Raw genomic sequence first — 23,077 nt, 5'->3', positions numbered from 1 at the left:
ACAAACGCTCTCAAGTCAGTACATTACACATTGTTACATCAACACATCATTATAACGTCTTCAGCGTGCAATCTGTTCAATCGGTTTATTTATCAACACAGTTGTAGAATCTCCATAAGTTCTCAAAACCTCCAATGTGCGGGCGCGGTTATCTCTGCCTTTCTTATTCCAGAACTCTTTGGTAAAGACAGCCATCAGGTCAAGTCCGCCGACCGTTCCGCCATTGATATATACCCCACTTCCACCAAACAAGGGAATAGGTGCGTCCATCACTACCGTGTTCACCATCATTCCATTGGCACGTTCGCTCAACTGTCGGAAACGTACTCCACTCGCCTGTATCTCATCCAAAGATTTACGCACCCCTTTCGCCATCGGATTACGTGCCCAGTTCGAGTAGGATCTTTGATGGCGTATCTCATAGAAAGGATCTCCCCGCCAAGTGTTTTTATCAATCTTTATCTTCTTCTGATAGATAGGGTCCCAGTTATAACGGGTATTCGCTTTATATGGCATCAAACTCAACACCACTTTCGGTTTAGGCAATGCTTCAGGAAGCGATTCATCAGGCATCATCCAGCTTTTCTCCTCCGACATTCGGGGAGTACCAACCGCAGTTCCGAAATCAATCGACTTTACAGCATCCATATTCAAATGCAACTCCTGGTCACTCTCCAGCAATTTCTTCAAATGCAAAGAGTCTTGCGCCGTCCATACTTGCGAATATGCAAATAAAGCCGTCAGGCACAGTACCATCGTTGCAATAAACCGTTTCAATCTATCCATCCTCTATCCTCTTTCATTACCTGTTATTTTGGAGCACTTCATATACACTAATGCACATACGTTTCTCCCTTACGTTACCACCTATATTCTCCTACGAGAAGCGGTCTTTTGAGCGTAGTAATCCCCTGTCAGCAGCATAAGACTACTGATACAAACAAACGTTCCCACATGAATGTTTCCTATTTTTTACTTTCCGAAAGCTCCTCCTTTGTTACCACCAACGATAACCCGATCCACAAAGCGGCTCATCGTAGCACGGATCGATCGTCCATCTTGTTTTCGGATATTGGCGCTCTTCCCACCAACTACGATAACAAGCGGCTGCATCGAGCACCTCCTCATCAGTCAGAAAATAGATTGCTTCATAATTTTCGGCATTCGCCAATACCATTTTGCAACCTAATGACGGCGGTGTGCCCTGGCGGATAGACTCAATCACCCAAAGCATACACTCGCCCAACCGAATCTTACCGTTGTTCATATTATAAACCGACGGAAAAGAAGGAATAATGGTCAGATCTTCTGCATATTTTAAAAGTTCGGGGATGTCCTCTTCCGTAAAATGAGGGACCTCCACCACCCCTTTATCATTTTTCATCTTGTACGTACCCGACTTCAATTGTTTCACAAAAAGGGCAACATCCGGATTGTTATAATCCATTTCTTCGCTGGTGCATCCTGTAAAAGATACGATCAGGCAAACAGCCATCCACAGCATTAGTAGTGTTTTTTTCATTTTCATAAGGATTAATACGTCATGCGAAGTCCGCAAAGTAAATTAAAATTAGTCGGCCGTTTCGTTCGTACCGTAGCCAGTTTCGAATCTGTTTTGAAATGATGCGAAACTCCGGGTTCGGCAAAAACAGCAAGTCGGTCATTAATCTTATAATTGATTCCAATGCCGGCAGTCACTGCCAGTTGGATAGGTTCTTCTTTAAAACTGTTGTCCGGCGCGCCGGCGATACATTTATCGGCTATTCCGCCTACGGTAGCATAAAGGTCAAATTTCTTCGTATCTACCAGTGTTACATTTACTTTAACGGGGATACCCAGATAGTGCAAATGCTGCCCCGCCGAACGAAGATTTGAATAAAGCAGTCCGGTTTCTATTCCGAGAGATTCGTTTAATTTACGCTCTACCGTTACCCCTGCGGAAACCGGCATTTTATAAGTGCCATTATCAGCCGGAAGCGCCGTGCCTACCTGAACTTTCATCGCCCAGCGATGCTTTTTCACCGCTTTGGGTTGAGCCACATTCACATTCGATTGTTCTTCCGGAGCTACAGATGATTCCGTATCACCGTTTGTTGCCTGCCAAAAGCCGTTATTCCCTTGATTACCATATCGGTTGCCATTTCCTGTGGAAGTGGTGGCGGAAAAAGAAAACGACATGGAGAAAGTGATAGAAAGCGAATCTTCTTCCTCCGTGTATTGTGACAGCATACCGTAAGACTTTGGAGCCGGTTTCGGCAACACCGGTTCTACCGGCAACGGTAACTGATTGACGCGTATTCCATCTCCATCCATCTGTCCTCCATTTGTCACGGCTATCTTTGTAAATGCTTCTTCCATTTCTTCTTTGGGAGAGAAATACAAGAAAGTAGCCGACGAGGCCGCCAAAACGAGCAATACAGATGCCGCAGCCGCCACACGGAAGAGCAGAATCCGACGGCGATGCTGGCAAGCCACAGGTATTTCCTGCGAGAGCTCTTCCCAAAAGCCATCCCGTACACTCATCCCTGCATCAGCGAGACGCGTGCGAAACAGATCGGTTATTTCATCATTTTCTTTCTTCATGATTCCTATACTCTTTAATTCTTTTTGCTAACAAATACTTGGCCCGGTGCAACTGCGAAGTAGACGAATGTTCCTTAATGTGAAGCATCTTGGCTATCTCCTTGTGCGATTTCTCTTCAAACACATAAAGGTTGAAAACGGTTCGGCAACCATCCGGCAATTCGGCAATAAAAGCCATCAATTGCTCTTCGGAGATTCCAGCCCCTCCTCCCGAGTCCGATATATCCGGTATATCGGGAAGCTGCTCTTCATGCACTACCAACTGGCTGACTCGTTTCTCCCGCCGCAGGAAATCGAGTGATTGAGTGACCATCACCCGGGTTATCCATGTACAGAGCGAAGACTCGCCCCGGAACGAGAAGTTGGTAAAAATCTTGATGAAACCGTCATGCAGTACATCGTGCGCCGCATCCATATCGCCCGTATAGCGGAAACATACCGCCAGCATCTGTTTGGAATAGAGGGTGTAAAGTTCCTTTCGGGCTGAATCCTTTCCTGCCCGACAGCCCTTTATCAGTTCTATCTCGTTTTCCAAAGTCAATTACTTTTTTTTAAAATCGAACGTATGTCTGCGTCGTTTTACTCATTAGACGCAAGAGTTTGAGGAATGCTGCAAGGAATATTGCTAAAAGAAGTTAAAGAATAGAAGAGATTTCACCACAGAGGACGCAGAGTACACAGAGGAACAATGATAGGAAATTCTTCCTATAAAGTAAGTTTAAAACCTCTGTGTACTCTGCGTCCTCTGTGGTGAAAAAAAATCAGCATGCTTTGAAACTCATATCCAGTCCTTTCACTGAATGAGTCAAAGCCCCTACCGAGATGAAGTCTACGCCACATTCGGCATAGTCACGGAGGGTATCAAAAGTAATGCCGCCCGAAGATTCGGTTTCGTATTTGCCTGCTACCATCTCCACTGCTTTCTTAGTCATTTCGGGAGTGAAGTTATCAAACATGATACGATCCACTCCGCCGAGGTCAAGAACTTGTTGCAGTTCGTCGAAGCTACGGACTTCTATTTCTATTTTTAGGTCTTTGCCTTTTTCCTTGCAATATTCTTTAGCGCGAGTGATAGCTTTGTCGATACCTCCGGCAAAGTCTACGTGGTTGTCTTTCAGAAGAATCATATCGAACAAACCAATACGATGGTTTACTCCACCACCGATTTTCACTGCCATTTTTTCGAGGATGCGCATACCGGGAGTTGTCTTACGGGTGTCGAGCACACGGGTATTTGTTCCTTCCAATACCTTTGCGTATTTGCGGGTCATGGTTGCGATGCCGCTCATACGCTGCATCACGTTCAACATCAGGCGTTCGGTCTGAAGCAAAGATTGCACTTTTCCTTCCACTACCATTGCTACGTCGCCCGGTTTCACTTCTGTTCCGTCGTTGATAAACACTTCCACTTTCATAGTGGGGTCGAAGCGGTTGAAAATTTCTTTGGCAACTTCGATACCTGCCAGCACACCGGCTTCTTTGATAAGCAATTTTGATTTTCCCATTGCCGTAGCGGGAATACATGAAAGGGTGGTATGATCGCCATCACCTATATCTTCTGCAAAAGCAAGATCGATCAACTTGTCGATCAGTTCTTTTTCCTTATTCATTGATCTTGTCAATTCTTATTTGGTGTATTAAATATTGATTCTGCACTTTCTTCAGGAAACAGTTCACACGAAAGTTCCCATTAGTAGTAGCCAACGTGCCGATAACGAAACTTGATTCGTCCCGTTTTCCCTGATGGTTCACATTAAATCCGCTGACTTTATTCTCCGTAAAGAATTCCTGCATCGCAGCTGTTGCTTTCTGTTTGTCAACGTTTGTCGAGCGACCTTGGAGCACCAGGTTTACCTTGTCCCCCATATACTTACTTAGCTCTTGCGAGCTTCCTCTTTTAAATGCCGTAATCACTCCTGCCGGTATCTCTTGCGCCATTAGCAACGAGAGGGAAAGAAGCAATGCGGTCATTCCTACGAGCACTCGTTTTTTCATAATTACAAGCTTTTAAGTTGAAGTTTAAAGGCTTAAACTTTCAACTAATGATAGGCAAAGGTAAGCATTAATTGCAGAATAACATAAAAAATGCCTATTTTTGTGCAATAATCAGAATTGTAGACGTATGAAAACAACCCTGCTCGTCGTAGGACGAACCGTAGAACAACACTATATCACTGCCATCAACGACTATATCCAGCGCACCAAACGCTATATCACTTTTGATATGGAAGTGATTCCCGAACTGAAAAACACCAAGAGTCTTTCAATGGAAGTACAGAAAGAAAAGGAAGGAGAACTGATACTGAAAGCTCTTCAACCGGGTGACGTCGTGGTGCTACTCGATGAACACGGAAAAGAAATGCGCTCTCTTGAGTTTGCCGAATATATGAAACGGAAAATGAATACGGTAAATAAACGGCTCGTTTTTATTATCGGAGGCCCTTATGGCTTTTCAGAAAAAGTGTATCAGGCAGCACACGAAAAGATTTCAATGTCGAAGATGACTTTTTCTCATCAAATGATTCGGTTAATATTCGTGGAGCAGATTTATCGGGCAATGACGATATTGAATGGAGGGCCGTATCATCATGAATAAAGTATTCCAATATAGTGTTAAAAGGAGTAGCCTATTTTGGCTACTCTGAAATAAATAGTTTCTTTGTAAACTACAACCCGATAAATATAAAAGTAAAAAAATATCAGGATAGTCTATCCTAATTCATCTGAATACAACTTATCAAATACCTTAATCAGTTCGTCCTCATTAGCAATCAAATTTCGAAGTTCCGCCAACCGACCTGCATTATCCGATTGGGGTATCCATAGTTTCAGATACCCTCCTTCTGCATATTTATCAGTAAGATGTTTCCGGAAGCGGGCATATTGCCCCTCTTTATCCATTTCCGGATAATGGGATAATCCATATTGAACGGTACGACGCAAAGTTATTTCGGGATCAATAATTCGGTCAGCCTCGGCAACAATCATTCCATAGATTGTTCTGGGAGCCTGTTTGTTGGAAGCCCGATGATCTTCTATCGCTTCTTTCATTTGCAACAGTTGTTCTTCGGTAAACCAACGACGTAAAGTTTCATCAGCTAACAAAACTTTACCGGAGGCTATATGATGAAATTCACGTCCCTCATACAACCCCAAGTCATGATAAGCAGCAATGATGTAAACCATCGAATAATCGACTTCATAATGCATCGCTAATTTCAGACTTTCCTCAATCACCTTTTCTACATGATCGATTTGATGCGCTTTATCAAAGTTGGCATATTGAGAGATAATATTTTGGCAAACATAGCTTTGCAAATCAGCGGGCACATGATGAGTCATATTCAATATTTTTAGCTAATGAGTTTTTATATCTTTACTATTATTCCCGATTCATTTACTCCTGATTCATCAAACGATGTTCCGCCATCTGCTCGAATTTTGTTCCCGGACGACCGTAATTGGCGTATGGATAGATAGAAATACCGCCACGAGGAGTAAAGATACCTGTTACTTCAATATATTTGGGATTCATTAGTTTTATAAGATCCTTCATAATGATATTTACGCAGTCCTCATGAAAGGCTCCATGACTGCGGAAACTGAAAAGATAGAGTTTCAAACTTTTGCTTTCTACCATTTTTATATCAGGAATGTAGCTGATACGCATTTCAGCAAAATCCGGTTGCCCTGTGATAGGACACAAACTTGTGAACTCCGGGCAGTTAAAACGTACCCAATAGTCATTTTCAGGATGCTTATTATCAAAAGCTTCCAATACTTCAGGAGCATAATCTTGCTTATACTCGGTCTTTCTTCCTAATAAAGAAAGTTGGTCTTTTAATTCTGTCATTGTACTCGTTAACTACAACCCCTATCTTAGATAAAAAAACACATTTCCTCTTTCACCTATCACCGGCCAGTCTCAAACGCTCTATTCATCAATGTTTCAGTGGTGAAAGATTCGTTTTACAACCTATCACCACATCTATCACCTATCACCATCAACTCTTAACCTACGGTTGCTTTATCCGCAGCTTACTTGTTACAGTTTGTTTCATTATCTGAAACAAAGAGTTTCCCGTAGAGAAACAAAGTGTTTCACACCGAGGAACCAAGTGTTTCACGCCTTGGAACTAATAGTTTCAAGTAACAGAAACTTTAGTTTCCCACCGTTGAAACTCTAGTTTCCTACCGTTGGAACTTTAGTTTCAAGCTGCTAAAACTAAACTAAGCCAATACATTCCAGGCAGAAGCTACTATCTTCTATTAGTTGAAACTTACCGGTGACAATAGATGTGACGGCAAAATATCAAGTTTTGTTGCTGTCACCACTTGCTGTCACAAACTATTTATTTTATAATCAACCGTTTAACAATAACAATGTGACAGATGACAGCAAAAAAATGCATTTTAATCTCTATGTAGAGATATTATTGATTCTTACTTTTTAAATACTTCTCCAATCCTTCCCGGCGTAACGTACAAGCCGGGCAATGTCCGCAGCCATCTCCTTGAACACCATTATAACATGTCAAAGTCTCGGTGCGAATCAGTTCCAGTACTCCCAGTTTGTCGGCCAACGCCCATGTCTCTGCTTTATCAATCCACATCAAAGGAGTATGAATCACAAACTGTTCATCCATAGCCAAATTGAGAGTCACATTGAGAGACTTGATAAACGCATCCCTACAATCGGGATAGCCGCTGAAATCCGTTTGGGAAACTCCCGTTACCAAATGATTAATACCACGTTCACGGGCATACACCGCCGCAATACTCAAAAAGAACAGGTTGCGTCCCGGAACAAATGTATTGGGAACACTATCTGCCGGCTTTTCCTGATCCATCACCATGGTGGTATCGGTCAATGAATTATGGCCTAACTGTCCGATGAAGGAAACATCCATCACATCAAATTCCACTTCCGCTTTCCGGGCTATCTCCCGCGCAAATTCCACTTCTTTCTGATGCTTCTGACCATACAGAAAACTCAAGGCATATACTTTCTTAAAATTGCGTTTTGCCCAAAACAAGCAAGTGGTAGAATCCTGCCCACCACTAAACACAACCAATGCTGCTTCTCTATTCATATTCTATATTAAATATCTTTGACTTTCAATACGTTATAAGAGATGTCCGTGTCGTAAACATCGCTACCGTCTATTTTCTTGATTGCTTTCACCACACGGATCGTTACCGGGAGGATCATCACCTCATACAAGGATTTCAATACAATCTGAATCCCCATCATGATAAGCAGTTCTTTCCAAGCAATGACACCTCCAAAAGCTACCGGGAAGAAAATCAATGAATCGGCAGTCTCACCCACCACAGTAGACCAAATGGCACGGGCTGAAAAGTTACGTCCCTGACTGGCTACTTTCATTTTACTCATCACATACGCATTAAGAAACGAGCCTACCAAAAAGGCCATCAGACTGGCAGCCACAATACGTGGAGCCATACCGAACACAAAATCAAAGTGCTCTTCACCTTCCCAAAAAGGAGCAGCAGGAATGGCAACAGCTATCAACCCAAGAGCGACCACAAAGAAGTTCATAGCAAAACCACTCCAAATGATAAGGCGCGCTTTCTTGAATCCCCAAACCTCGGCGATACAGTCATTTATAATATAAGAAATAGGAAAAACCAATAATCCGGCTGTCACGGTCAAACTACCGATCTGGATTACTTTCGTTTCAAGAAGATTGGCTGCAATAAGGCAAACGTTAAAAAGGATACCCAGCAGCATAAAGGGTACAGATACTTTTTCTTTCATAATTCCTGTTTTTTACGTGGTGTTCTAGAATACACGACCGCTATTCACGGCATCAAATGTCTTTTTATTCTTTTGCGCTGCAAAGGTATAGGAAAAACTATGAAAAAGCAAAAGAAATCCGATGATTGACATACATTTCACTGAAAAGACATAACTTTGCCAAATACAGAGCTTAATGTTTGTATCAAAGATTAAACTTATAAACTATATTTTAAAAAACGATATCTCTAAATCATGGCAAAAGAAAATAAAAGCAATATCATCATCTACCAAAGTGAAGACGGGCAGACACACATAGAAGTGCAGATGGACGAAGATACCGTATGGCTATCCCAACAGCAAATGGCCGACCTTTACCAAACGTCTCGAACAAATGTGGTAGAACATATTAAGCACATTTATGAAGATGGTGAACTTGTTGAAGAGTCAACCTGTCGGAAAATCCGACAGGTTCGACAAGAAGGAGCGCGCATGGTTGAAAGAGAAATTCCTCACTACAATCTTGATATGATAATATCTTTAGGCTACCGAATAAATTCAATTCAAGCCACACACTTCCGTCAATGGGCAACGGCACGCCTTAAAGAATATATCATCAAAGGCTTTACCATGGATGATGAACGATTGAAGCAGATGGGAGGAGGCTATTATTGGAAAGAGTTACTCGACCGCATCCGTGACATCCGATCGTCTGAAAAGGTGATGTATAGACAAGTACTTGATATCTATGCTACTGCCGTAGATTACGATCCCCACGCCAAACAATCTATTGAATTCTTCAAGATTGTTCAGAATAAGCTACACTTTGCAGCCCACGGACATACAGCTGCAGAAGTTATTTATGAACGAGCCGATGCCGACCAACACATGATGGGACTAACTTCCTTTAAAGGCGACCATCCGACATTGCGCGATGCAAAGATAGCCAAGAACTACTTGAGCGCAGAAGAACTCAAAGTGCTGAACAACCTTGTCTCCGGATATTTTGATTTTGCCGAAGTACAAGCTATCAAGCACCGTCCAATGTACATGAACGATTACATCAAACATCTGGATGCCATACTGTCTTCTACGGGAGAAGTTCTATTGATGGATGCCGGTATGATAAGTCATGAACAAGCTATGGATAAAGCTGAAACAGAATATCGCAAGTGGGAAGTACGCACGCTTTCACCCGTAGAACAAGCCTACCTCAACAGTATCAAAACACTGAATCATAAAACTAAAAAGAAAGGATGACTAAAAAAAATGAAAACTCTCTATGAACAATCCTTTTCAGACGACTACAGTGAAAGAAAAAGCTATAGAAGCAGCCCATACCGCACAAGCAACTGTCCAAAAGGCTAAACACAGAGTACAGGAAATACTGGATTGACAATAAAAAAGAGCCTTCCCATCAGCGTCGTATTCTGACAGGAAGGCTCATCACTTTGACCTTAAAACACATCACTCAATTAAAAAGGCCCATCAGGAAGAGAAATCTTTCAATTCCTCTTTCAACCGTTTACGGATGAAAAACAGACGGCTCTTCACCGTTCCCATCGGCAATCCTAATTTCTCGGCAATTTCTCTATACTTAAATCCAGCTACAAACATCTGAAAAGGCACTTTCATCTCTTCCGGTATGGAATGTATCACCCTATACAACTGTTTCATATCGTATGTAAATTCGAATCTGTCAGCATCCTCATCTTCTATCAGATGTTGTTGATTGATGGAGTAACTATCATCAATCAAGTTCATTTCGCGAACTGTACGACGATAGTTGTTCACGAAAATATTACGCATAAGCGTATACATCCATCCTTTCAGATTTTTGCTATACGTAAACTTCTCTTGATTATCCAATGCCTGCAACAAACAATCCTGAACCAAATCATTGGCAGATTCGCGATCTGCCGTCAATTTATATGCGAAGCGATGCAAATCCGGTTGTATCGCTAATATTCCTTTCGTAAAATCTACTTTTTCCATCGTCGTATTTCTTTTATCTAAATTAGTATGATACAAAGATCCGCTTTTTTAGAATCATTATAAATAGCAATTCTTCCGATTAGTTTGGCAATTTTTCCTTTGCCCCTCTCAACCATTTCTTTTTTTAGTTGTTGATTGGGCATTCACCTAAAACTTAACTCATAATGAAAACAAGCTTTAAAATGGTAGCTATGCTACTGGGGATAGGAATTTTCCCCCTCTGTGCCCATGCACAAAAGAAGGTAATCATCGAAGATGAAGAGCCCAACTCGATCATGTTTGTCTCGAAGAACAAAGCAGGAGATGAAATCATCCGAATCATGAACGACCGTTCACAGATGCGTTTTCACGACCCCAATGCTCCCCGCTTCCTGCTCACTGACCAGAAAGGGAAATTCGCCCTCGGCATCGGAGGGTACGTTCGTGCAACGGCAGAGTATGATTTTAACGGTATCGTTAATGATGTAGATTTCTATCCGGCATTGATACCACAACGCGGAAGCGGCAATTTTGCAAAGAACCAATTCCAGATGGACATCACCACTTCCACCCTGTTCCTCAAATTGGTAGGACGTACCAAACATTTGGGAGACTTCGTAGTTTACACTGCCGGAAACTTCCGTGGCGATGGAAAGACCTTTGAATTACAAAACGCTTACGCACAATTCCTCGGTTTCACTATCGGGTACAGCTATGGTTCGTTCATGGACCTCTCCGCACTGCCTCCAACTATCGACTTTGCAGGTCCTAACGGTTCAGCCTTTTACCGCACTACGCAATTAAGCTATATGTGTGATAAGTTGAAAAACTGGAAGTTTGGTGTTTCTATGGAAATGCCTTCGGTAGACGGAACAACCAATAATGATTTGTCTATCAACACCCAACGGATGCCTGACTTTGCCACTTCCGTACAGTACAACTGGAACAGCAACAGCCATATTAAATTAGGAGCCATTATCCGCAGCATGACTTATTCGAGCAATGTGCATGAGAAAGCCTATTCTGCTACCGGCTTCGGTCTGCAAGCCTCTACAACCTTCAATATTACCAAAAAATTGCAGGCATACGGACAATTTAATTATGGAAAAGGTATCGGTTCCTACCTGAATGATTTAAGCAACCTGAACGTAGATATCGTCCCCGATCCCGACAAGGAAGGAAAAATGCAAGTTCTTCCGATGCTGGGATGGTATGCAGGATTGCAATACAATCTTTGCCCGAGCATCTTTATATCCGGAACATACAGTCTGTCCAGACTTTATTCTGAAAATGGATACCCTAGTGAGAATCCCGAATCCTATCGTAAAGGACAATATCTGGTAGCCAATGCTTTCTGGAATGTAAGCAGCAATCTGCAAGTCGGCGTTGAATATTTGAGAGGATGGCGCACTGATTTCAGTTCCGCAACCCGTCATGCCAACCGGTTGAATATGCTGGTGCAGTATTCTTTCTAAACTGACATAATAAAACAAAAAAGCCGTCTCAACACCATGTTCGAGACGGCTTTTCTATATATAAAAGGACTAGAAATTTAGAACTTATAGTTCACGCTCACACCAAATACTTTATTAGTACGGCTGTAAACGTCTTTATCCACTAATGATGCCATCGATGTTGCCTCTAAACCACGTGGTTTTTCTTTAGTGTAATCACTATATGTAGTCCAGAAATAAGCTACATCAAGGCTCAATGCCTGAGTAAAATTGATACGACCTCCAAAACCTACTGAATAAGAGTCACAAGAAAAACTTGTATCTGATTGGAAAGCGTCGCTCAAACCGTAGTCTGTTTTCTGATAACCTCCACTAACAGTGAATAATTTGTTAATATCCCACTCAACACCAGCCAAATACTCGTGTGTACCATGTTTCAATGTTTTCTGTTTGCCATCTGCCATACCAGCATTCTTATCATCAAAGAAGTGATATTCTACTGAAGCCCGAAGTGAAGGCAAAAACTCATAACTTGCTGCAACAGAAAGCATAGAAGGAAGGTCACTTGGTGTATTCACACCATTTTGGTAAGGTGCCACAAATGCTGCTGCGGCATCCGGAGCAACAATCTCATGAGTATCATTCTCAATATTCATATTGGCTTTAAACTCATACTTTGCAGCTAAATTCAACTTACCGAATTTTGCATCTACACCGATAATTGGCGTTAATCCCCAACCTGTCTGATCACAATCTAGTTTCAGCTTCGCATCATTCAACTGCTGCGATTTTTGCAATGCTGCTTGTTGCGCCTGCTCTAAAGTCATACCACCAGCCATAAGCTGTTTTATAATCTCACGTCCCAATTCTTCTGCCACACCTTCTTTCAAATTGATATCCAGAAAACCTTTATAGCCACCTGTAAAATAATTCATACGTGCACCAGCAAAAACTGAGAAGTGCTCATTTATTTTATAACTTGCACCTAACTGCAAACCATAGATATACTGACGTCCCTCCATAGCGGAACTAATACTGTATTGATTAGGAGCTAGCATCCCCTGACCTATTGTATTGACCAAACTAATAGCAGCAGCATCGAACATAGGCAAACCATTATCAAAAGAAGCTTTTCCGCCACCACCAACAATAGCAAAGCTACCAGAAAATGCCCAGTCACCTTTTTTATATACAGCATGTATGGAAGGAATAACGGGAGCAGAAGCTTTTCCTTCATAATTACGCACAGTGGTCTGTCCATCCATAGTCCATAAAGGACTTGTAGCAGCTATATCACGAGTCTGATATGCACTTTGAATAGTGAGCGCTACTTGAAGACCATCTTTGGGAAGAAATGCCAGTCCAGCAGGATTACTATAAACTCCATCAACATCAATGGAAGCGCCGCGGGCTATCATGCGCAAGAAAGCAGCATTCTGATTCGTATTGGTTAGATAATCTCCGGCAAAAGTTGGAATTGAAACGATCAACATTGCAAGACCAATCAACGAAATTTTTCTCATCTAAATCTTTTTTTAATTATTTCGGGCGCAAAGATACGATATTATTGCACACGAGAGATATGTTTGTGCATTTATTTTCGTTTAGCCTCCTATTTTAATTGAAAAAGTAAACTGTTTCTAATGAAACAATTCTCATTTATAACCCAAAAAAGGATAAACAATTCACCCTATTTTAGCGTTTACTAGTAAGCAATAAAAACTGAAAATATTATGGCCTATACAATTGCATTTTTCGGCACAAAGCCTTATGACGAGTCCTCTTTCAATGACAAAAACAAAGAGTTTGGATTTGAGATACGCTACTATAAAGGACATCTGAATAAAAACAACGTACTACTGACACAAGGAGTGGATGCAGTCTGTATCTTTGTGAACGACGTTGCCGACGCAGAAGTAATCCGTGTAATGGCGGCAAACGGAGTGAAGCTACTGGCATTACGCTGTGCCGGATTTAATAATGTAGATTTAAATGCTGCCTCCGCTGCCGGAATCACCGTAGTGCGGGTTCCCGCTTATTCTCCCTATGCTGTTGCAGAATACACGGTAGCTCTTATGCTATCGCTAAACCGCAAAATACCTCGCGCTTCCTGGCGTACCAAAGACGGTAATTTCTCCCTGCATGGTCTGATGGGATTCGATATGCACGGGAAAACAGCAGGTATCATCGGCACAGGAAAAATAGCGAAAATATTAATTCATATTTTAAGAGGTTTCGGCATGAACGTACTGGCTTACGACCTCTATCCAGACTACAACTTCGCCCGTCAAGAACAAATTGTTTATACTTCACTGGACGAACTATACCACAATTCGGATATTATCTCCTTACACTGTCCGCTCACTGAAGAGACCAAATACCTGATAAACGACTACTCTATCAGCAAAATGAAAGACGGAGTAATGATTATCAATACCGGTCGCGGGCAACTGATTCATACCAATGCGCTGATTGAAGGACTGAAGAACAAGAAAATAGGTTCCGCAGGACTGGACGTATACGAGGAAGAAAGCGAATACTTTTATGAAGATCAATCCGACCGCATCATCGACGATGATGTACTCGCCCGTTTGCTCTCGTTCAACAATGTAATCGTCACTTCTCATCAAGCTTTTTTCACACATGAAGCAATGGAGAATATTGCCGCAACCACCCTGCAAAACATAAAAGATTTTATCAATCACAAGCCTTTATTAAATGAAGTGAAGAAATAAAACTTTTAAGCCGCTTTCTTTGTTTACCAAACATATAAACAAATAAGAGAAAGGACAGTTTTTATGAAAAAAGTAATACATAAAGCAGATACAAGAGGACATTCCCAGTACGATTGGCTGGATAGTTATCACACTTTCAGTTTTGACGAGTACTTCGACTCCGATCGTATCAATTTTGGTGCTCTTCGCGTATTAAATGATGATAAGGTTGCGCCCGGACAAGGTTTTCAGACTCACCCGCATAAGAATATGGAAATCATTTCCATTCCTCTGAAAGGACATCTGCAACATGGAGACAGCAAGAAGAACAGCCGCATTATTACTGTCGGAGAAATTCAGACAATGAGTGCGGGAACAGGAATCTTCCATAGTGAAGTAAATGCAAGTCCGGTAGAACCGGTGGAATTCCTGCAAATTTGGATTATGCCGAGAGAACGGAATACCCGTCCCGTTTATCAGGATTTTAGCATTGCAGAACTGGAGCGTCCGAACGAACTGGCAGTCATCGTATCTCCCGACGGTAGCACACCTGCTTCCCTTTTGCAAGATACCTGGTTCTCCATCGGCAAAGTAGAAGCCGGAAAGAAATTAGGTTATCACATGCATCAAAGTCATGCAGGCGTCTATATCTTCCTCATTGAAGGAGAAATAGTAGTAGACGGTGAAGTGTTGAAACGCCGTGACGGCATGGGTGTTTACGATACGAACAGCGTTGAACTGGAGACATTGAAAGACTCACATATTCTATTAATAGAAGTACCTATGTGATATCATCATTAAAAATAATAAACTAAAGCTGCCAGATAATCTTATGGCGAAATTAAACATAGCAGATATCCGACAGGAATATACGAAAGGCGGGTTGCGGGAAAGTGAACTTCCCGGCGACCCGCTTTCGCTTTTCAGTCGTTGGCTGCAAGAAGCGATTGACGCAGAAGTGGACGAACCGACTGCGGTCATTGTAGGAACTGTATCCCCCGAAGGGAGACCGTCCACACGTACAGTATTGTTAAAAGGACTCCATGATGGAAAATTTATCTTTTATACCAATTACGAAAGCCGCAAAGGCAAACAATTGGCACAAAATCCATCTATCTCCCTCTCTTTTATCTGGCACGCCCTCGAAAGACAAATACATATAGAAGGAATAGCGACAAAAGTTTCACCGGAAGAATCGGATGAATACTTCCGGAAGCGTCCTTATAAAAGCCGGATTGGCGCACGAATTTCTCCGCAAAGTCAACCGATAGCAAGCAGAATGCAATTGATACGATCCTTCGTCAGAGAAGCTGCCCGATGGATTGGAAAAGAAGTGGAAAGACCTGATAATTGGGGCGGATATGCCGTCACACCTACAAGGATTGAATTCTGGCAAGGACGCCCCAACCGACTGCACGACCGCTTTCTATACACCCTACAACCGGACGGTGAATGGAAAATCAGTCGTCTTGCTCCTTGATTTCGTCGATTTTTCTTGGCAACTCCAACGAGAATACGTAATATTGCAACTATAAAATAGTCAGCTATGACACTGGATTATATTTATCACAGCGGTTTCGCCATCGAAATGGAAGGTGTAACCATTATCATCGATTACTACAAAGATTCTTCCGAAACGGAACACAACCGGGGAATCGTGCATGATTATCTCCTGCAAAGGCCGGGTAAACTATACGTATTGGCCACTCATTTCCATCCCGATCACTTTAACCGTGAAATATTGACTTGGAAAGAGCAACGCCCCGACATTCAATATATCTTCTCCAAAGATATTCTGAAGTCCCATCGTGCCAAAGCCGAAGATGCTTTCTATATTAAAAAAGGAGAAACATACGAAGACGACACGATCCGTATCGACGCCTTCGGATCGACAGATGTCGGCAGTTCGTTCCTTCTTCACTTACAAGATTGGAGTATCTTCCATGCCGGCGACTTGAACAACTGGCACTGGAGTGAAGAATCGACCGAAGAAGAGATACGAAAAGCCAATGGTGATTTCCTTGCAGAAGTTAAATATTTAAAAGAAAAAGTGCCTAACATCGATCTAGTGCTATTCCCGGTGGATCGGAGAATGGGAAAAGATTACATGAAAGGGGCAAAACAGTTCATCGAACAAATAAAAACTACTATATTTGTGCCCATGCACTTCAGTGAAGATTATGAAGGAGGAAATGCGCTTCGTAGTTTTGCAGAAAATGCAGGATGCCGTTTTATCAGCATCACCCGTCGGGGCGAAAGTTTTGAGATTACCAAATAAACACATTATAATTATGAATAAATTTACGATTCTGTTTCTTACTATGTTTCTCGCATTGCCGATGGCAATGAAGGCAGATTCTGCAAAAGAGAAGAAAGATGACACCAGGTACCTTGCAGGAGCTGTTCCTGAAGTAGAAGGTAAAGTAGTATTTTCCAAAGAGTTCCAGATTCCCGGAATGAGTCAGGCACAAATCTACGACACAATGACAAAGTGGATGGATGAACGTCTGAAAGAGAATAAAAACATTGATAGCCGCATTGTTTTCTCCGACGAAGCAAAAGGAACAATTGCCGGTATTGGAGAAGAATGGATTGTTTTCAGCTCCAGTGCCCTGTCATTAGACCGTACATTAGTTAACTATCAGATTACCGTTACCTGCAAACCCGGAAACTGCCTGGTAGAGCTTGAAAAAATCCGTTTTACTTATCGTGAAACAGAAAAATATAAAGCCGAAGAATGGATTACTGATAAATATGCGCTCAATAAAGCTAAGACTAAATTAGTACGTGGCTTGGCTAAATGGCGTAGAAAAACCGTAGACTTCGCCGATGATATATTTATGGATGTAGCGGTAGCTTTCGGAGCACCTGACACCCGTCCGAAAACAGAGAAAAAGAAGAAAGAAGAAGAACAAAAAACTCCATCAATCGTTGCAGCCGCAGGTCCGATTGTCATTGGTGCCGCAGATAAAAAAACTGATATAAAAGTGACAACTGGCGAACCTGCCCAAACCACTGTTCCTGCTGCAACTCTCACTCCTGCTACTCCTGCAGGCAAGGCTTCCGCTGATATGCCGGGTTATATAGAAATTGATTTGAAACAAATCCCGGGTGAAGTATATGCTTTGATGGGAAGCGGAAAATTAGTAATCAGCATCGGAAAAGATGAGTTCAACATGACCAATATGACTGCAAATGCTGGTGGCGCACTTGGTTATCAATCAGGAAAAGCAGTTGCCTATTGCACGCTTTCACCCGATCAAGCTTACGATGCAATAGAAAAGGCAGATAGCTATACATTAAAATTGTACGCTCCGAACCAAACAACACCTTCGGCTGTTATCGAATGTAAGAAAATGCCTTCACAGACAACTCCGCAAGCCGGACAACCGCGCACGTATGTTGGAGAAATCGTGAAGCTCTTAATGAAAAAATAAGGAGAATCGCAACAATGGAAATAAAAAGCAAATTTGACCATTTTAATATCAACGTCACTAATCTGGAGCGGAGTATAGCTTTTTATGAAAAAGCACTCGGCTTAAAAGAACATCATCGGAAGGAAGCATCCGACGGCTCGTTCACGTTAGTCTACCTGACTGATAACGAAACAGGTTTCTTGCTGGAATTGACGTGGTTGAAAGATCATACTGCTCCATACGAACTGGGGGAAAACGAAAGCCATCTCTGCTTTCGTGTAGCCGGCGATTACGATGCAATCAGAGCTTATCACAAAGAAATGAATTGTGTATGTTTTGAGAACACGGCCATGGGGCTTTATTTCATCAATGACCCGGATGATTACTGGATTGAGATTCTTCCGCAGAAGTAAGAGAGGTCGTCTCAAAAGTCCCTAAAAAGAAAAAATCACCCTTACTACAATTTGGAGTGCCCCTAAAAAGCTAAACAGATAAAAAAGGACTTCAATAAACAAAAAAGATAAGGCAACTAATTCACTGCGAATTAGTTGCCTTTTTGTATTGCTAGGCAGAGATATTCAACAAATGTCTCTAAAAATTAACAAGATTGATAAAGAGTCCGGTTTTGCATCGGGCTCTTTCCTTTTAACCTTGATTTGACTCTACTATTATTGTACTACTCTATAATATTCCTCTAAGGCTTTTCGGACAGCCTATGCTGTTTCTAAAAAACAAAGCATAATCCTAAAATTGCCGCCAGTATAAAAAAACAACCAGGAACAAATTGGTTAACAAGCAGCCTCATTAGTTGCATTCTGGGCAACACAAACATATCATTCGCCTTACCTTTATCATACAATATGGTAACCTTATCATCTATATGATACTGTTTTGGATAAAGATAAATGTTATTTTCCTCTCCACTCTTTAGATTAGAAGGAAGAAATTGGCAACACTTTTCGTCTTCTCCCTCCAATTTATATTTTATTTTTGGTATACATACATCAGTAATATTCATACCATCAGACTTTACCTGTGTCTCTATATCCACTACCTTTCCATGTGTTTTCCTGTCATACGATTTTATTATCCTGCAATGAAGCATCCACAAGAGTCCCATTTTCAGAATTAGAAAAGCACCCCGCAACATAAGTACAACAGATACTACACAAATTATTATATTTATAACCATACTTTTATTTCTTATGACGGCTAGCTCTCTTCTTCCGGATATCTGCTTTCATCTTCGCTGCACCCGAACCATGCTGTCCACGAATATACGTCGCTTTTTTCGCTTTCGTCTTCACTTTTTCCTCTTCTTTGGGCTTATCTTTCTTACCTTTAAAAACGATTCCACCCATGATTGCTTCTTCTATACTCATATAATCATTTATTAGTATTCAACATTTCCGACGGCAAAGATAACCCTTTTCTGCGGATTTATTTATCTTTGCAGAGTTAACAATCGTAACCACCAATGGCAACAACAACTCTTTCTGCAGAAAAGGACCCGATGGGAGCCGCTATTTCTGATTATTTCAACCATCACAGAGCTGATCGTTTGCGGGTATTCTCTTCCCAATTCGAAGAAGATGAAATTCCCGTCAAAGAATTATTCCGTAGTATACAGTCTATGCCTATATTAGAGCGTACCGCCCTACAAATGGCTACAGGACGAATATTGGATGTAGGTGCCGGAAGCGGATGCCATGCACTGGCACTTCAGGAAATGGAAAAAGAAGTGTGTGCCATTGATATTTCTCCGTTATCCGTCGAAGTGATGCAACAACGCGGAGTGAACGATCCGCGCCTCATCAACCTTTTTGACGAAACATTTACCGAAACATTCGATACGATCCTGATGCTTATGAATGGTTCCGGAATTATCGGAAGACTGAATAATATGCCCGGATTCTTCCAACGAATGAAACGTATTCTCCGTCCCGGCGGATGCATACTCATGGATTCCAGCGATTTGCGCTATCTTTTTGAAGAAGAAGACGGCAGCATAGTCATCGATCTGGCCGGAGATTATTATGGAGAGATTGACTTCCAAATGCAATATAAAGATGTAAAAGGAGACACATTCGACTGGTTATATATAGATTTCCAGACTCTTAGCTTATACGCTTCCGAATGTGGTTTTAAGGCAGAACTGGTGAAAGAAGGAAAACATTACGATTACCTTGTCAAACTTAGTATTGCTTGAAAAGCTCATTATTATATAGTGACGGTATGCGTTCCGGATAGCGTCACTATATAACCCAAATAGTGACGCCATCACATCAGGATAGCGTCACTATTTTTATATGCTCATAAATGCTCCGTCAAAAACGCCTAATGAAGGCTTTCTTTCATTTCAGCATCTCATTAATCTTCTGTACAAGAGAAGCAAACTCTTCTTCATTATACAAACGAGTCAGTTTTACAATTCTTCCTTCCTTATCAACTAACACATTTCTTGTTATTCCGGATTCACGCAATGCATATTTCGCAAAAATATCAGCTCCCGGATCCAGTCCTAACGGATAAGTCACTCCGGTAGATTTGGCAAAAGCCAATACTTTATCAAGTGGTTCGTCACGGTCAATGCCAATTAAAGCAAAGTCTGCATTATTTTTATGCTTTAACCAAATATCCTTCTCAATAAATGGCATTTCTTTACGACAAACTCCACACCAACTTGCAGTAAACTGCAACATGACAACCTTACCACGAAGGGAAGATAGACTCACTTGTTTACCATCTGTCAGGGTAATCGTAAAGTCCGGAGCCATCTCTCCTACCCGAACAATATATCCTGTACTATCTGCCTGAACAGATATAGCATCTGCAGCTACTTCTACACTATCTGTTGCAACTTCTACATTCGCCGTCCCCTTTTTCTGTCCGGAACAAGCCCATATACCTATGGCTAAAATCGCCATACCACATACATTCATAATTTTCATTTTCATCTAATCATTGGTAACTTTGCAAATATAAAAAAAGTATGCGATGTATTTGCATTTTTAAAAGAAATTCATACCTTTGCACCCGCAAAAGAAAAACGCCTCTTTAGCTCAGTTGGCCAGAGCACGTGATTTGTAATCTCGGGGTCGTTGGTTCGAATCCGACAAGAGGCTCTCCTATAAAAATGTTGTTTATCCGATCAGGTAAAACAGCATTTTTTTTATTTATACTCTTTCATTTTTTTGTTTACGAAATATTACCACACTCACAGCCAACAAAATTAAAATAATCCCAATAGCGCTATTCAGAGTAAATAGGGCTCAGTCTGAAAACTTGGGGGATTGCGTTAAAATTCTTATTTTTGCATCATGAAAACATCCTCTTCCCAAACGATTGATCCTGTTGCTTCTTTAAGCTTGTTCTTGCCTTCAGGAATCCTTGATTACTTTACCCTAGTCAATCATGTTTCTCAGGATACTTGCTTTATTCGGGTCAGTCCGAAAACCCTGTGGATATGTTAAATTCACACTGTCAGTTTGCATAATCTAAACATAAAGAATGGTATATCTCCTACTCCCCTAAACTGTGCTCTGAACGCTTTAATTTTTGCATTGAATGATTCTGCAAATGCATTCGTTTCCCTGCTAACGAAATAGTTTAGTATTGTTTCATAATAGTTCTGCATGGTATTTGTTACGGTTCTGAAACATCCGTATCCAAGCTTTTCTATTTTATTGTACCACAAGGCAAGCTTTCCACGTGCCACATCCTTGTCATAGTGCTTATTATATATATTGGTCAACTCTATAGCCAAGTCGTAAACTGATTTCAGTTCCGGATAATGGTCGAATATGATTTCCGCACGTATTCTTTGGGATTCAGTCCATTTACTATAATGCTTGACAAGTACATGTTTAGCCCTTGCCAACAGCTGCTTACGGGTATCACCATTGGTATATCGAAACGGGACATACTCTATATTTTGTTCTTTGCACCGCTGAATTTCATCGTTCTCTAAATCCCGTGCCATCCAGCGATAAGTAATCCTGAGCTCATCAATTGCCTCATAAAAGAGCTTCTGGACATGAAACCGGTCATTGGTCATCGTGGCATTGGGAAAACCCGTTCGGACAATCCGCATCATGGTCGGTGAAAGATCCAAAGTGACCTCTTTGACTGTCTTACGCTTGGAGAGATGAATCATTTCAAGCACCTTTATGACGTCTTCAGACTTCGTGCCACGTATCATGGCCACAAGAGTACCTCTGCCACCATGTCCCGCACGGTTAGTGACAACAGTATATAATTCTCCGCAACTTAAAGAAGTCTCGTCAATACAAAGGCTGGGACCTATGTTCTGTTTGAACAGGACATATTCTGTGGCATGATCTAACTGATCCCACTGTCTGTATGCGCTGATAAACTCCTTGTACTGGGAAGTTAACTGTTTACCGTTTACCCCATAAGCATCTGCTATGGAGCTTATGCTGGCCGCGGTAGTTTCAATCTTCTTCTTTTAAAAAAGCAACGAACTCAGGAGTGAGTTTCGTTCCTTCGGCAGTTAGATCATCGTAGGTATAAGAAAACGTTTCCCCGGTAGCTTTGTCATACCAGCGACGACGTCTTACGTGGAGATAAACAGGTTTGCCACGCAAAGGAAAGTCCTGAATAACTTTCTCATCGGTAAAACCATGGGAGATCACGGTTCCGCTCTTATAGTCAGAACGTTCCAGGTAGTGTTTTTCGTCAAGCCAAACTTCAATTTTATCAGAGCCGTCATGCCAACCGGAGATATCGAAATACTCCATTAAAACTTCGGGAAAGATGACTCGTAGTAACTTATCTAGATTGCGATTAGAATTCATTGGATTGTTATTTTTTTAATCTTCCGCAAAGATAGTTCACTTGCGCGTATTAACATAACATATCCACAGGGTTTTCGGACTGACCCCTTTATTCTTTATTTAGAGGAGAAAGCCACTATTCCTTCTGAGTACTCAGATCTACATCTTCACTCAAAAGGTTTCCTCCCTGAGATTGAAGTTCAGGACTTCCCTATCCGTAGTAAAGCCGTTTATTTACGTATCAAGCGTCGTCGCTGGGAAGATCCCTCCACTGGGCAGACATATAGTCGTGACTGGAGTTTGGTAGCCACCGGTACTCGCATAACCGCTGAGTTCGGTGCTTTTTTAAAAGAATTACTTAGATAATCACGCCGTTAGC

General features: G+C 41.6%; 27 protein-coding genes, 1 tRNA gene and 1 pseudogene. 12 read left to right on the top strand and 17 right to left on the bottom strand.

Annotation, left to right across the window (positions count from 1 at the left end; translation table 11 throughout):
* Positions 1–60: 60 nt before the first annotated feature.
* The 6 genes from BSAG_RS19505 to BSAG_RS19530 form a co-directional block, all read right to left on the bottom strand.
* A complete protein-coding gene (locus BSAG_RS19505) occupies positions 61–786 on the bottom strand; it encodes a DUF4858 domain-containing protein (RefSeq protein WP_004314511.1) in 726 nt (241 codons plus the stop codon).
* Between the two features lie 211 nt (positions 787–997).
* A complete protein-coding gene (locus tag BSAG_RS19510; protein WP_008644616.1) occupies positions 998–1,522 on the bottom strand; it encodes a DUF4943 family protein in 525 nt (174 codons plus the stop codon).
* Between the two features lie 11 nt (positions 1,523–1,533).
* Positions 1,534–2,583, bottom strand: a complete 1,050-nt coding sequence (locus BSAG_RS19515; protein ID WP_004314513.1) for an outer membrane beta-barrel protein — start codon at positions 2,581–2,583, stop codon at positions 1,534–1,536.
* Positions 2,567–3,118: an RNA polymerase sigma factor gene (locus BSAG_RS19520; RefSeq protein ID WP_004300758.1), complete on the bottom strand. Its 552-nt coding sequence runs from the start codon at positions 3,116–3,118 to the stop codon at positions 2,567–2,569. Before BSAG_RS19520 ends, BSAG_RS19515 begins: the two co-directional genes overlap by 17 nt.
* 226 nt (positions 3,119–3,344) lie before the next feature.
* Positions 3,345–4,193, bottom strand: a complete 849-nt coding sequence (nadC, locus tag BSAG_RS19525; protein ID WP_004314515.1) for a carboxylating nicotinate-nucleotide diphosphorylase — start codon at positions 4,191–4,193, stop codon at positions 3,345–3,347.
* Positions 4,186–4,578, bottom strand: a complete 393-nt coding sequence (locus BSAG_RS19530) for a DUF4783 domain-containing protein (protein WP_004311346.1) — start codon at positions 4,576–4,578, stop codon at positions 4,186–4,188. Before BSAG_RS19530 ends, nadC begins: the two co-directional genes overlap by 8 nt.
* Before the next feature lie 127 nt (positions 4,579–4,705).
* Here BSAG_RS19530 and rlmH point away from each other — a divergent pair, with 127 nt between their 5' ends.
* Complete coding sequence (gene rlmH / locus BSAG_RS19535) at positions 4,706–5,179, top strand: 23S rRNA (pseudouridine(1915)-N(3))-methyltransferase RlmH (RefSeq protein ID WP_004314516.1); 474 nt, start codon at positions 4,706–4,708, stop codon at positions 5,177–5,179.
* A 113-nt stretch (positions 5,180–5,292) separates the two neighbouring features.
* On the opposite strand, the gene BSAG_RS19540 is transcribed toward rlmH, so the two are convergent.
* From BSAG_RS19540 to BSAG_RS19555, 4 genes are all read right to left on the bottom strand, one after another.
* Entirely contained in the window at positions 5,293–5,925 is a 633-nt protein-coding gene (locus BSAG_RS19540) for an HD domain-containing protein (protein ID WP_004314517.1), read from the bottom strand.
* Between the two features lie 55 nt (positions 5,926–5,980).
* Positions 5,981–6,436 carry a preQ(1) synthase gene (gene queF / locus BSAG_RS19545; protein WP_004314518.1) on the bottom strand — a complete coding sequence of 152 codons (456 nt, stop codon included), beginning with the start codon at positions 6,434–6,436 and terminating at the stop codon, positions 5,981–5,983.
* Positions 6,437–7,016: 580 nt separating this feature from the next.
* Positions 7,017–7,676, bottom strand: a complete 660-nt coding sequence (gene queC / locus BSAG_RS19550; RefSeq protein WP_004314519.1) for a 7-cyano-7-deazaguanine synthase QueC — start codon at positions 7,674–7,676, stop codon at positions 7,017–7,019.
* 8 nt (positions 7,677–7,684) lie between these two features.
* Positions 7,685–8,365: a queuosine precursor transporter gene (locus tag BSAG_RS19555; RefSeq protein ID WP_004311352.1), complete on the bottom strand. Its 681-nt coding sequence runs from the start codon at positions 8,363–8,365 to the stop codon at positions 7,685–7,687.
* Between the two features lie 234 nt (positions 8,366–8,599).
* Between BSAG_RS19555 and BSAG_RS19560 the strand changes: the two genes are divergently transcribed.
* Positions 8,600–9,604 (top strand): virulence RhuM family protein, encoded by a 1,005-nt coding sequence (locus BSAG_RS19560; RefSeq protein ID WP_004314520.1) that lies wholly within the window; start codon positions 8,600–8,602, stop codon positions 9,602–9,604.
* A 228-nt stretch (positions 9,605–9,832) separates the two neighbouring features.
* Here BSAG_RS19560 and BSAG_RS19565 read toward each other — a convergent pair whose 3' ends face one another.
* Positions 9,833–10,339: an RNA polymerase sigma factor gene (locus BSAG_RS19565; protein WP_004314521.1), complete on the bottom strand. Its 507-nt coding sequence runs from the start codon at positions 10,337–10,339 to the stop codon at positions 9,833–9,835.
* Positions 10,340–10,503: 164 nt separating this feature from the next.
* On the opposite strand from BSAG_RS19565, the gene BSAG_RS19570 reads away from it, so the two are divergent.
* Positions 10,504–11,793 carry a DcaP family trimeric outer membrane transporter gene (locus tag BSAG_RS19570; protein WP_008644596.1) on the top strand — a complete coding sequence of 430 codons (1,290 nt, stop codon included), beginning with the start codon at positions 10,504–10,506 and terminating at the stop codon, positions 11,791–11,793.
* Positions 11,794–11,870: 77 nt separating this feature from the next.
* On the opposite strand, the gene BSAG_RS19575 is transcribed toward BSAG_RS19570, so the two are convergent.
* Positions 11,871–13,295, bottom strand: coding sequence for an OmpP1/FadL family transporter (locus BSAG_RS19575; RefSeq protein WP_004314522.1), 1,425 nt, complete (start codon positions 13,293–13,295; stop codon positions 11,871–11,873).
* 210 nt (positions 13,296–13,505) lie between these two features.
* Between BSAG_RS19575 and BSAG_RS19580 the strand changes: the two genes are divergently transcribed.
* The 6 genes from BSAG_RS19580 to BSAG_RS19605 all read left to right on the top strand — a co-directional run bounded on the left by BSAG_RS19580 (position 13,506) and on the right by BSAG_RS19605 (position 18,315).
* Positions 13,506–14,507 carry a 2-hydroxyacid dehydrogenase gene (locus BSAG_RS19580; protein ID WP_004314523.1) on the top strand — a complete coding sequence of 334 codons (1,002 nt, stop codon included), beginning with the start codon at positions 13,506–13,508 and terminating at the stop codon, positions 14,505–14,507.
* 63 nt (positions 14,508–14,570) lie between these two features.
* Entirely contained in the window at positions 14,571–15,275 is a 705-nt protein-coding gene (locus BSAG_RS19585) for a pirin family protein (RefSeq protein ID WP_004314524.1), read from the top strand.
* Between the two features lie 43 nt (positions 15,276–15,318).
* Complete coding sequence (gene pdxH / locus BSAG_RS19590; protein ID WP_004314525.1) at positions 15,319–15,966, top strand: pyridoxamine 5'-phosphate oxidase; 648 nt, start codon at positions 15,319–15,321, stop codon at positions 15,964–15,966.
* A gap of 66 nt (positions 15,967–16,032) precedes the next feature.
* Positions 16,033–16,764: an MBL fold metallo-hydrolase gene (locus tag BSAG_RS19595; RefSeq protein ID WP_004311361.1), complete on the top strand. Its 732-nt coding sequence runs from the start codon at positions 16,033–16,035 to the stop codon at positions 16,762–16,764.
* A gap of 13 nt (positions 16,765–16,777) precedes the next feature.
* The gene (locus tag BSAG_RS19600; protein WP_004314526.1) at positions 16,778–17,923 is read left to right on the top strand and encodes a DUF4468 domain-containing protein; all 1,146 of its coding nucleotides are present in this window, start codon (positions 16,778–16,780) and stop codon (positions 17,921–17,923) included.
* 14 nt (positions 17,924–17,937) lie between these two features.
* Entirely contained in the window at positions 17,938–18,315 is a 378-nt protein-coding gene (locus BSAG_RS19605) for a VOC family protein (RefSeq protein WP_004304308.1), read from the top strand.
* Between the two features lie 311 nt (positions 18,316–18,626).
* On the opposite strand, the gene BSAG_RS19610 is transcribed toward BSAG_RS19605, so the two are convergent.
* On the bottom strand, positions 18,627–19,094 hold the full coding sequence (locus BSAG_RS19610) for a hypothetical protein (RefSeq protein WP_008025807.1): 468 nt from the start codon (positions 19,092–19,094) through the stop codon (positions 18,627–18,629).
* A gap of 4 nt (positions 19,095–19,098) precedes the next feature.
* Complete coding sequence (locus BSAG_RS19615) at positions 19,099–19,284, bottom strand: hypothetical protein (protein WP_004300779.1); 186 nt, start codon at positions 19,282–19,284, stop codon at positions 19,099–19,101.
* A gap of 95 nt (positions 19,285–19,379) precedes the next feature.
* Here BSAG_RS19615 and BSAG_RS19620 point away from each other — a divergent pair, with 95 nt between their 5' ends.
* Positions 19,380–20,111, top strand: a complete 732-nt coding sequence (locus tag BSAG_RS19620; RefSeq protein WP_004314528.1) for a class I SAM-dependent methyltransferase — start codon at positions 19,380–19,382, stop codon at positions 20,109–20,111.
* Between the two features lie 145 nt (positions 20,112–20,256).
* Here BSAG_RS19620 and BSAG_RS19625 read toward each other — a convergent pair whose 3' ends face one another.
* Positions 20,257–20,859: a TlpA family protein disulfide reductase gene (locus tag BSAG_RS19625; protein ID WP_008018304.1), complete on the bottom strand. Its 603-nt coding sequence runs from the start codon at positions 20,857–20,859 to the stop codon at positions 20,257–20,259.
* A gap of 94 nt (positions 20,860–20,953) precedes the next feature.
* On the opposite strand from BSAG_RS19625, the gene BSAG_RS19630 reads away from it, so the two are divergent.
* Positions 20,954–21,027 (top strand) — tRNA-Thr (locus BSAG_RS19630).
* 350 nt (positions 21,028–21,377) lie between these two features.
* Here the strand turns inward: BSAG_RS19630 and BSAG_RS19635 are convergent.
* Together BSAG_RS19635 and BSAG_RS19640 are read right to left on the bottom strand one after the other, a co-directional pair.
* A complete protein-coding gene (locus BSAG_RS19635) occupies positions 21,378–22,223 on the bottom strand; it encodes a transposase (protein WP_008997340.1) in 846 nt (281 codons plus the stop codon).
* A 133-nt stretch (positions 22,224–22,356) separates the two neighbouring features.
* Positions 22,357–22,662 (bottom strand): transposase family protein, encoded by a 306-nt coding sequence (locus BSAG_RS19640; RefSeq protein WP_004316141.1) that lies wholly within the window; start codon positions 22,660–22,662, stop codon positions 22,357–22,359.
* 144 nt (positions 22,663–22,806) lie between these two features.
* Here BSAG_RS19640 and BSAG_RS26010 point away from each other — a divergent pair.
* Positions 22,807–23,064, top strand: a pseudogene (locus BSAG_RS26010) (transposase); the annotation flags it as partial.
* Positions 23,065–23,077 lie beyond the last annotated feature (13 nt).

Origin of the sequence: Bacteroides sp. D1, from assembly GCF_000157095.2 — a bacterium.
Classification (GTDB): domain Bacteria; phylum Bacteroidota; class Bacteroidia; order Bacteroidales; family Bacteroidaceae; genus Bacteroides; species Bacteroides xylanisolvens.
Note: the sequence above shows the minus strand (reverse complement) of the source record. Positions and strands in the feature narration are given on the sequence as shown.

Bases quoted from the DNA above. Each gene is read 5' to 3' on its own strand.
- BSAG_RS19505 (WP_004314511.1), bottom strand. From the start codon at position 786: ATGGATAGATTGAAACGGTTTATTGCAACGATGGTACTGTGCCTGACG.
- BSAG_RS19510 (WP_008644616.1), bottom strand. From the start codon at position 1,522: ATGAAAAAAACACTACTAATGCTGTGGATGGCTGTTTGCCTGATCGTA.
- BSAG_RS19515 (WP_004314513.1), bottom strand. From the start codon at position 2,583: ATGAAGAAAGAAAATGATGAAATAACCGATCTGTTTCGCACGCGTCTC.
- nadC (WP_004314515.1), bottom strand. From the start codon at position 4,193: ATGAATAAGGAAAAAGAACTGATCGACAAGTTGATCGATCTTGCTTTT.
- BSAG_RS19530 (WP_004311346.1), bottom strand. From the start codon at position 4,578: ATGAAAAAACGAGTGCTCGTAGGAATGACCGCATTGCTTCTTTCCCTC.
- rlmH (WP_004314516.1), top strand. From the start codon at position 4,706: ATGAAAACAACCCTGCTCGTCGTAGGACGAACCGTAGAACAACACTAT.
- BSAG_RS19540 (WP_004314517.1), bottom strand. From the start codon at position 5,925: ATGACTCATCATGTGCCCGCTGATTTGCAAAGCTATGTTTGCCAAAAT.
- queF (WP_004314518.1), bottom strand. From the start codon at position 6,436: ATGACAGAATTAAAAGACCAACTTTCTTTATTAGGAAGAAAGACCGAG.
- queC (WP_004314519.1), bottom strand. From the start codon at position 7,676: ATGAATAGAGAAGCAGCATTGGTTGTGTTTAGTGGTGGGCAGGATTCT.
- BSAG_RS19555 (WP_004311352.1), bottom strand. From the start codon at position 8,365: ATGAAAGAAAAAGTATCTGTACCCTTTATGCTGCTGGGTATCCTTTTT.
- BSAG_RS19560 (WP_004314520.1), top strand. From the start codon at position 8,600: ATGGCAAAAGAAAATAAAAGCAATATCATCATCTACCAAAGTGAAGAC.
- BSAG_RS19565 (WP_004314521.1), bottom strand. From the start codon at position 10,339: ATGGAAAAAGTAGATTTTACGAAAGGAATATTAGCGATACAACCGGAT.
- BSAG_RS19570 (WP_008644596.1), top strand. From the start codon at position 10,504: ATGAAAACAAGCTTTAAAATGGTAGCTATGCTACTGGGGATAGGAATT.
- BSAG_RS19575 (WP_004314522.1), bottom strand. From the start codon at position 13,295: ATGAGAAAAATTTCGTTGATTGGTCTTGCAATGTTGATCGTTTCAATT.
- BSAG_RS19580 (WP_004314523.1), top strand. From the start codon at position 13,506: ATGGCCTATACAATTGCATTTTTCGGCACAAAGCCTTATGACGAGTCC.
- BSAG_RS19585 (WP_004314524.1), top strand. From the start codon at position 14,571: ATGAAAAAAGTAATACATAAAGCAGATACAAGAGGACATTCCCAGTAC.
- pdxH (WP_004314525.1), top strand. From the start codon at position 15,319: ATGGCGAAATTAAACATAGCAGATATCCGACAGGAATATACGAAAGGC.
- BSAG_RS19595 (WP_004311361.1), top strand. From the start codon at position 16,033: ATGACACTGGATTATATTTATCACAGCGGTTTCGCCATCGAAATGGAA.
- BSAG_RS19600 (WP_004314526.1), top strand. From the start codon at position 16,778: ATGAATAAATTTACGATTCTGTTTCTTACTATGTTTCTCGCATTGCCG.
- BSAG_RS19605 (WP_004304308.1), top strand. From the start codon at position 17,938: ATGGAAATAAAAAGCAAATTTGACCATTTTAATATCAACGTCACTAAT.
- BSAG_RS19610 (WP_008025807.1), bottom strand. From the start codon at position 19,094: ATGGTTATAAATATAATAATTTGTGTAGTATCTGTTGTACTTATGTTG.
- BSAG_RS19615 (WP_004300779.1), bottom strand. From the start codon at position 19,284: ATGAGTATAGAAGAAGCAATCATGGGTGGAATCGTTTTTAAAGGTAAG.
- BSAG_RS19620 (WP_004314528.1), top strand. From the start codon at position 19,380: ATGGCAACAACAACTCTTTCTGCAGAAAAGGACCCGATGGGAGCCGCT.
- BSAG_RS19625 (WP_008018304.1), bottom strand. From the start codon at position 20,859: ATGAAAATGAAAATTATGAATGTATGTGGTATGGCGATTTTAGCCATA.
- BSAG_RS19640 (WP_004316141.1), bottom strand. From the start codon at position 22,662: ATGGAGTATTTCGATATCTCCGGTTGGCATGACGGCTCTGATAAAATT.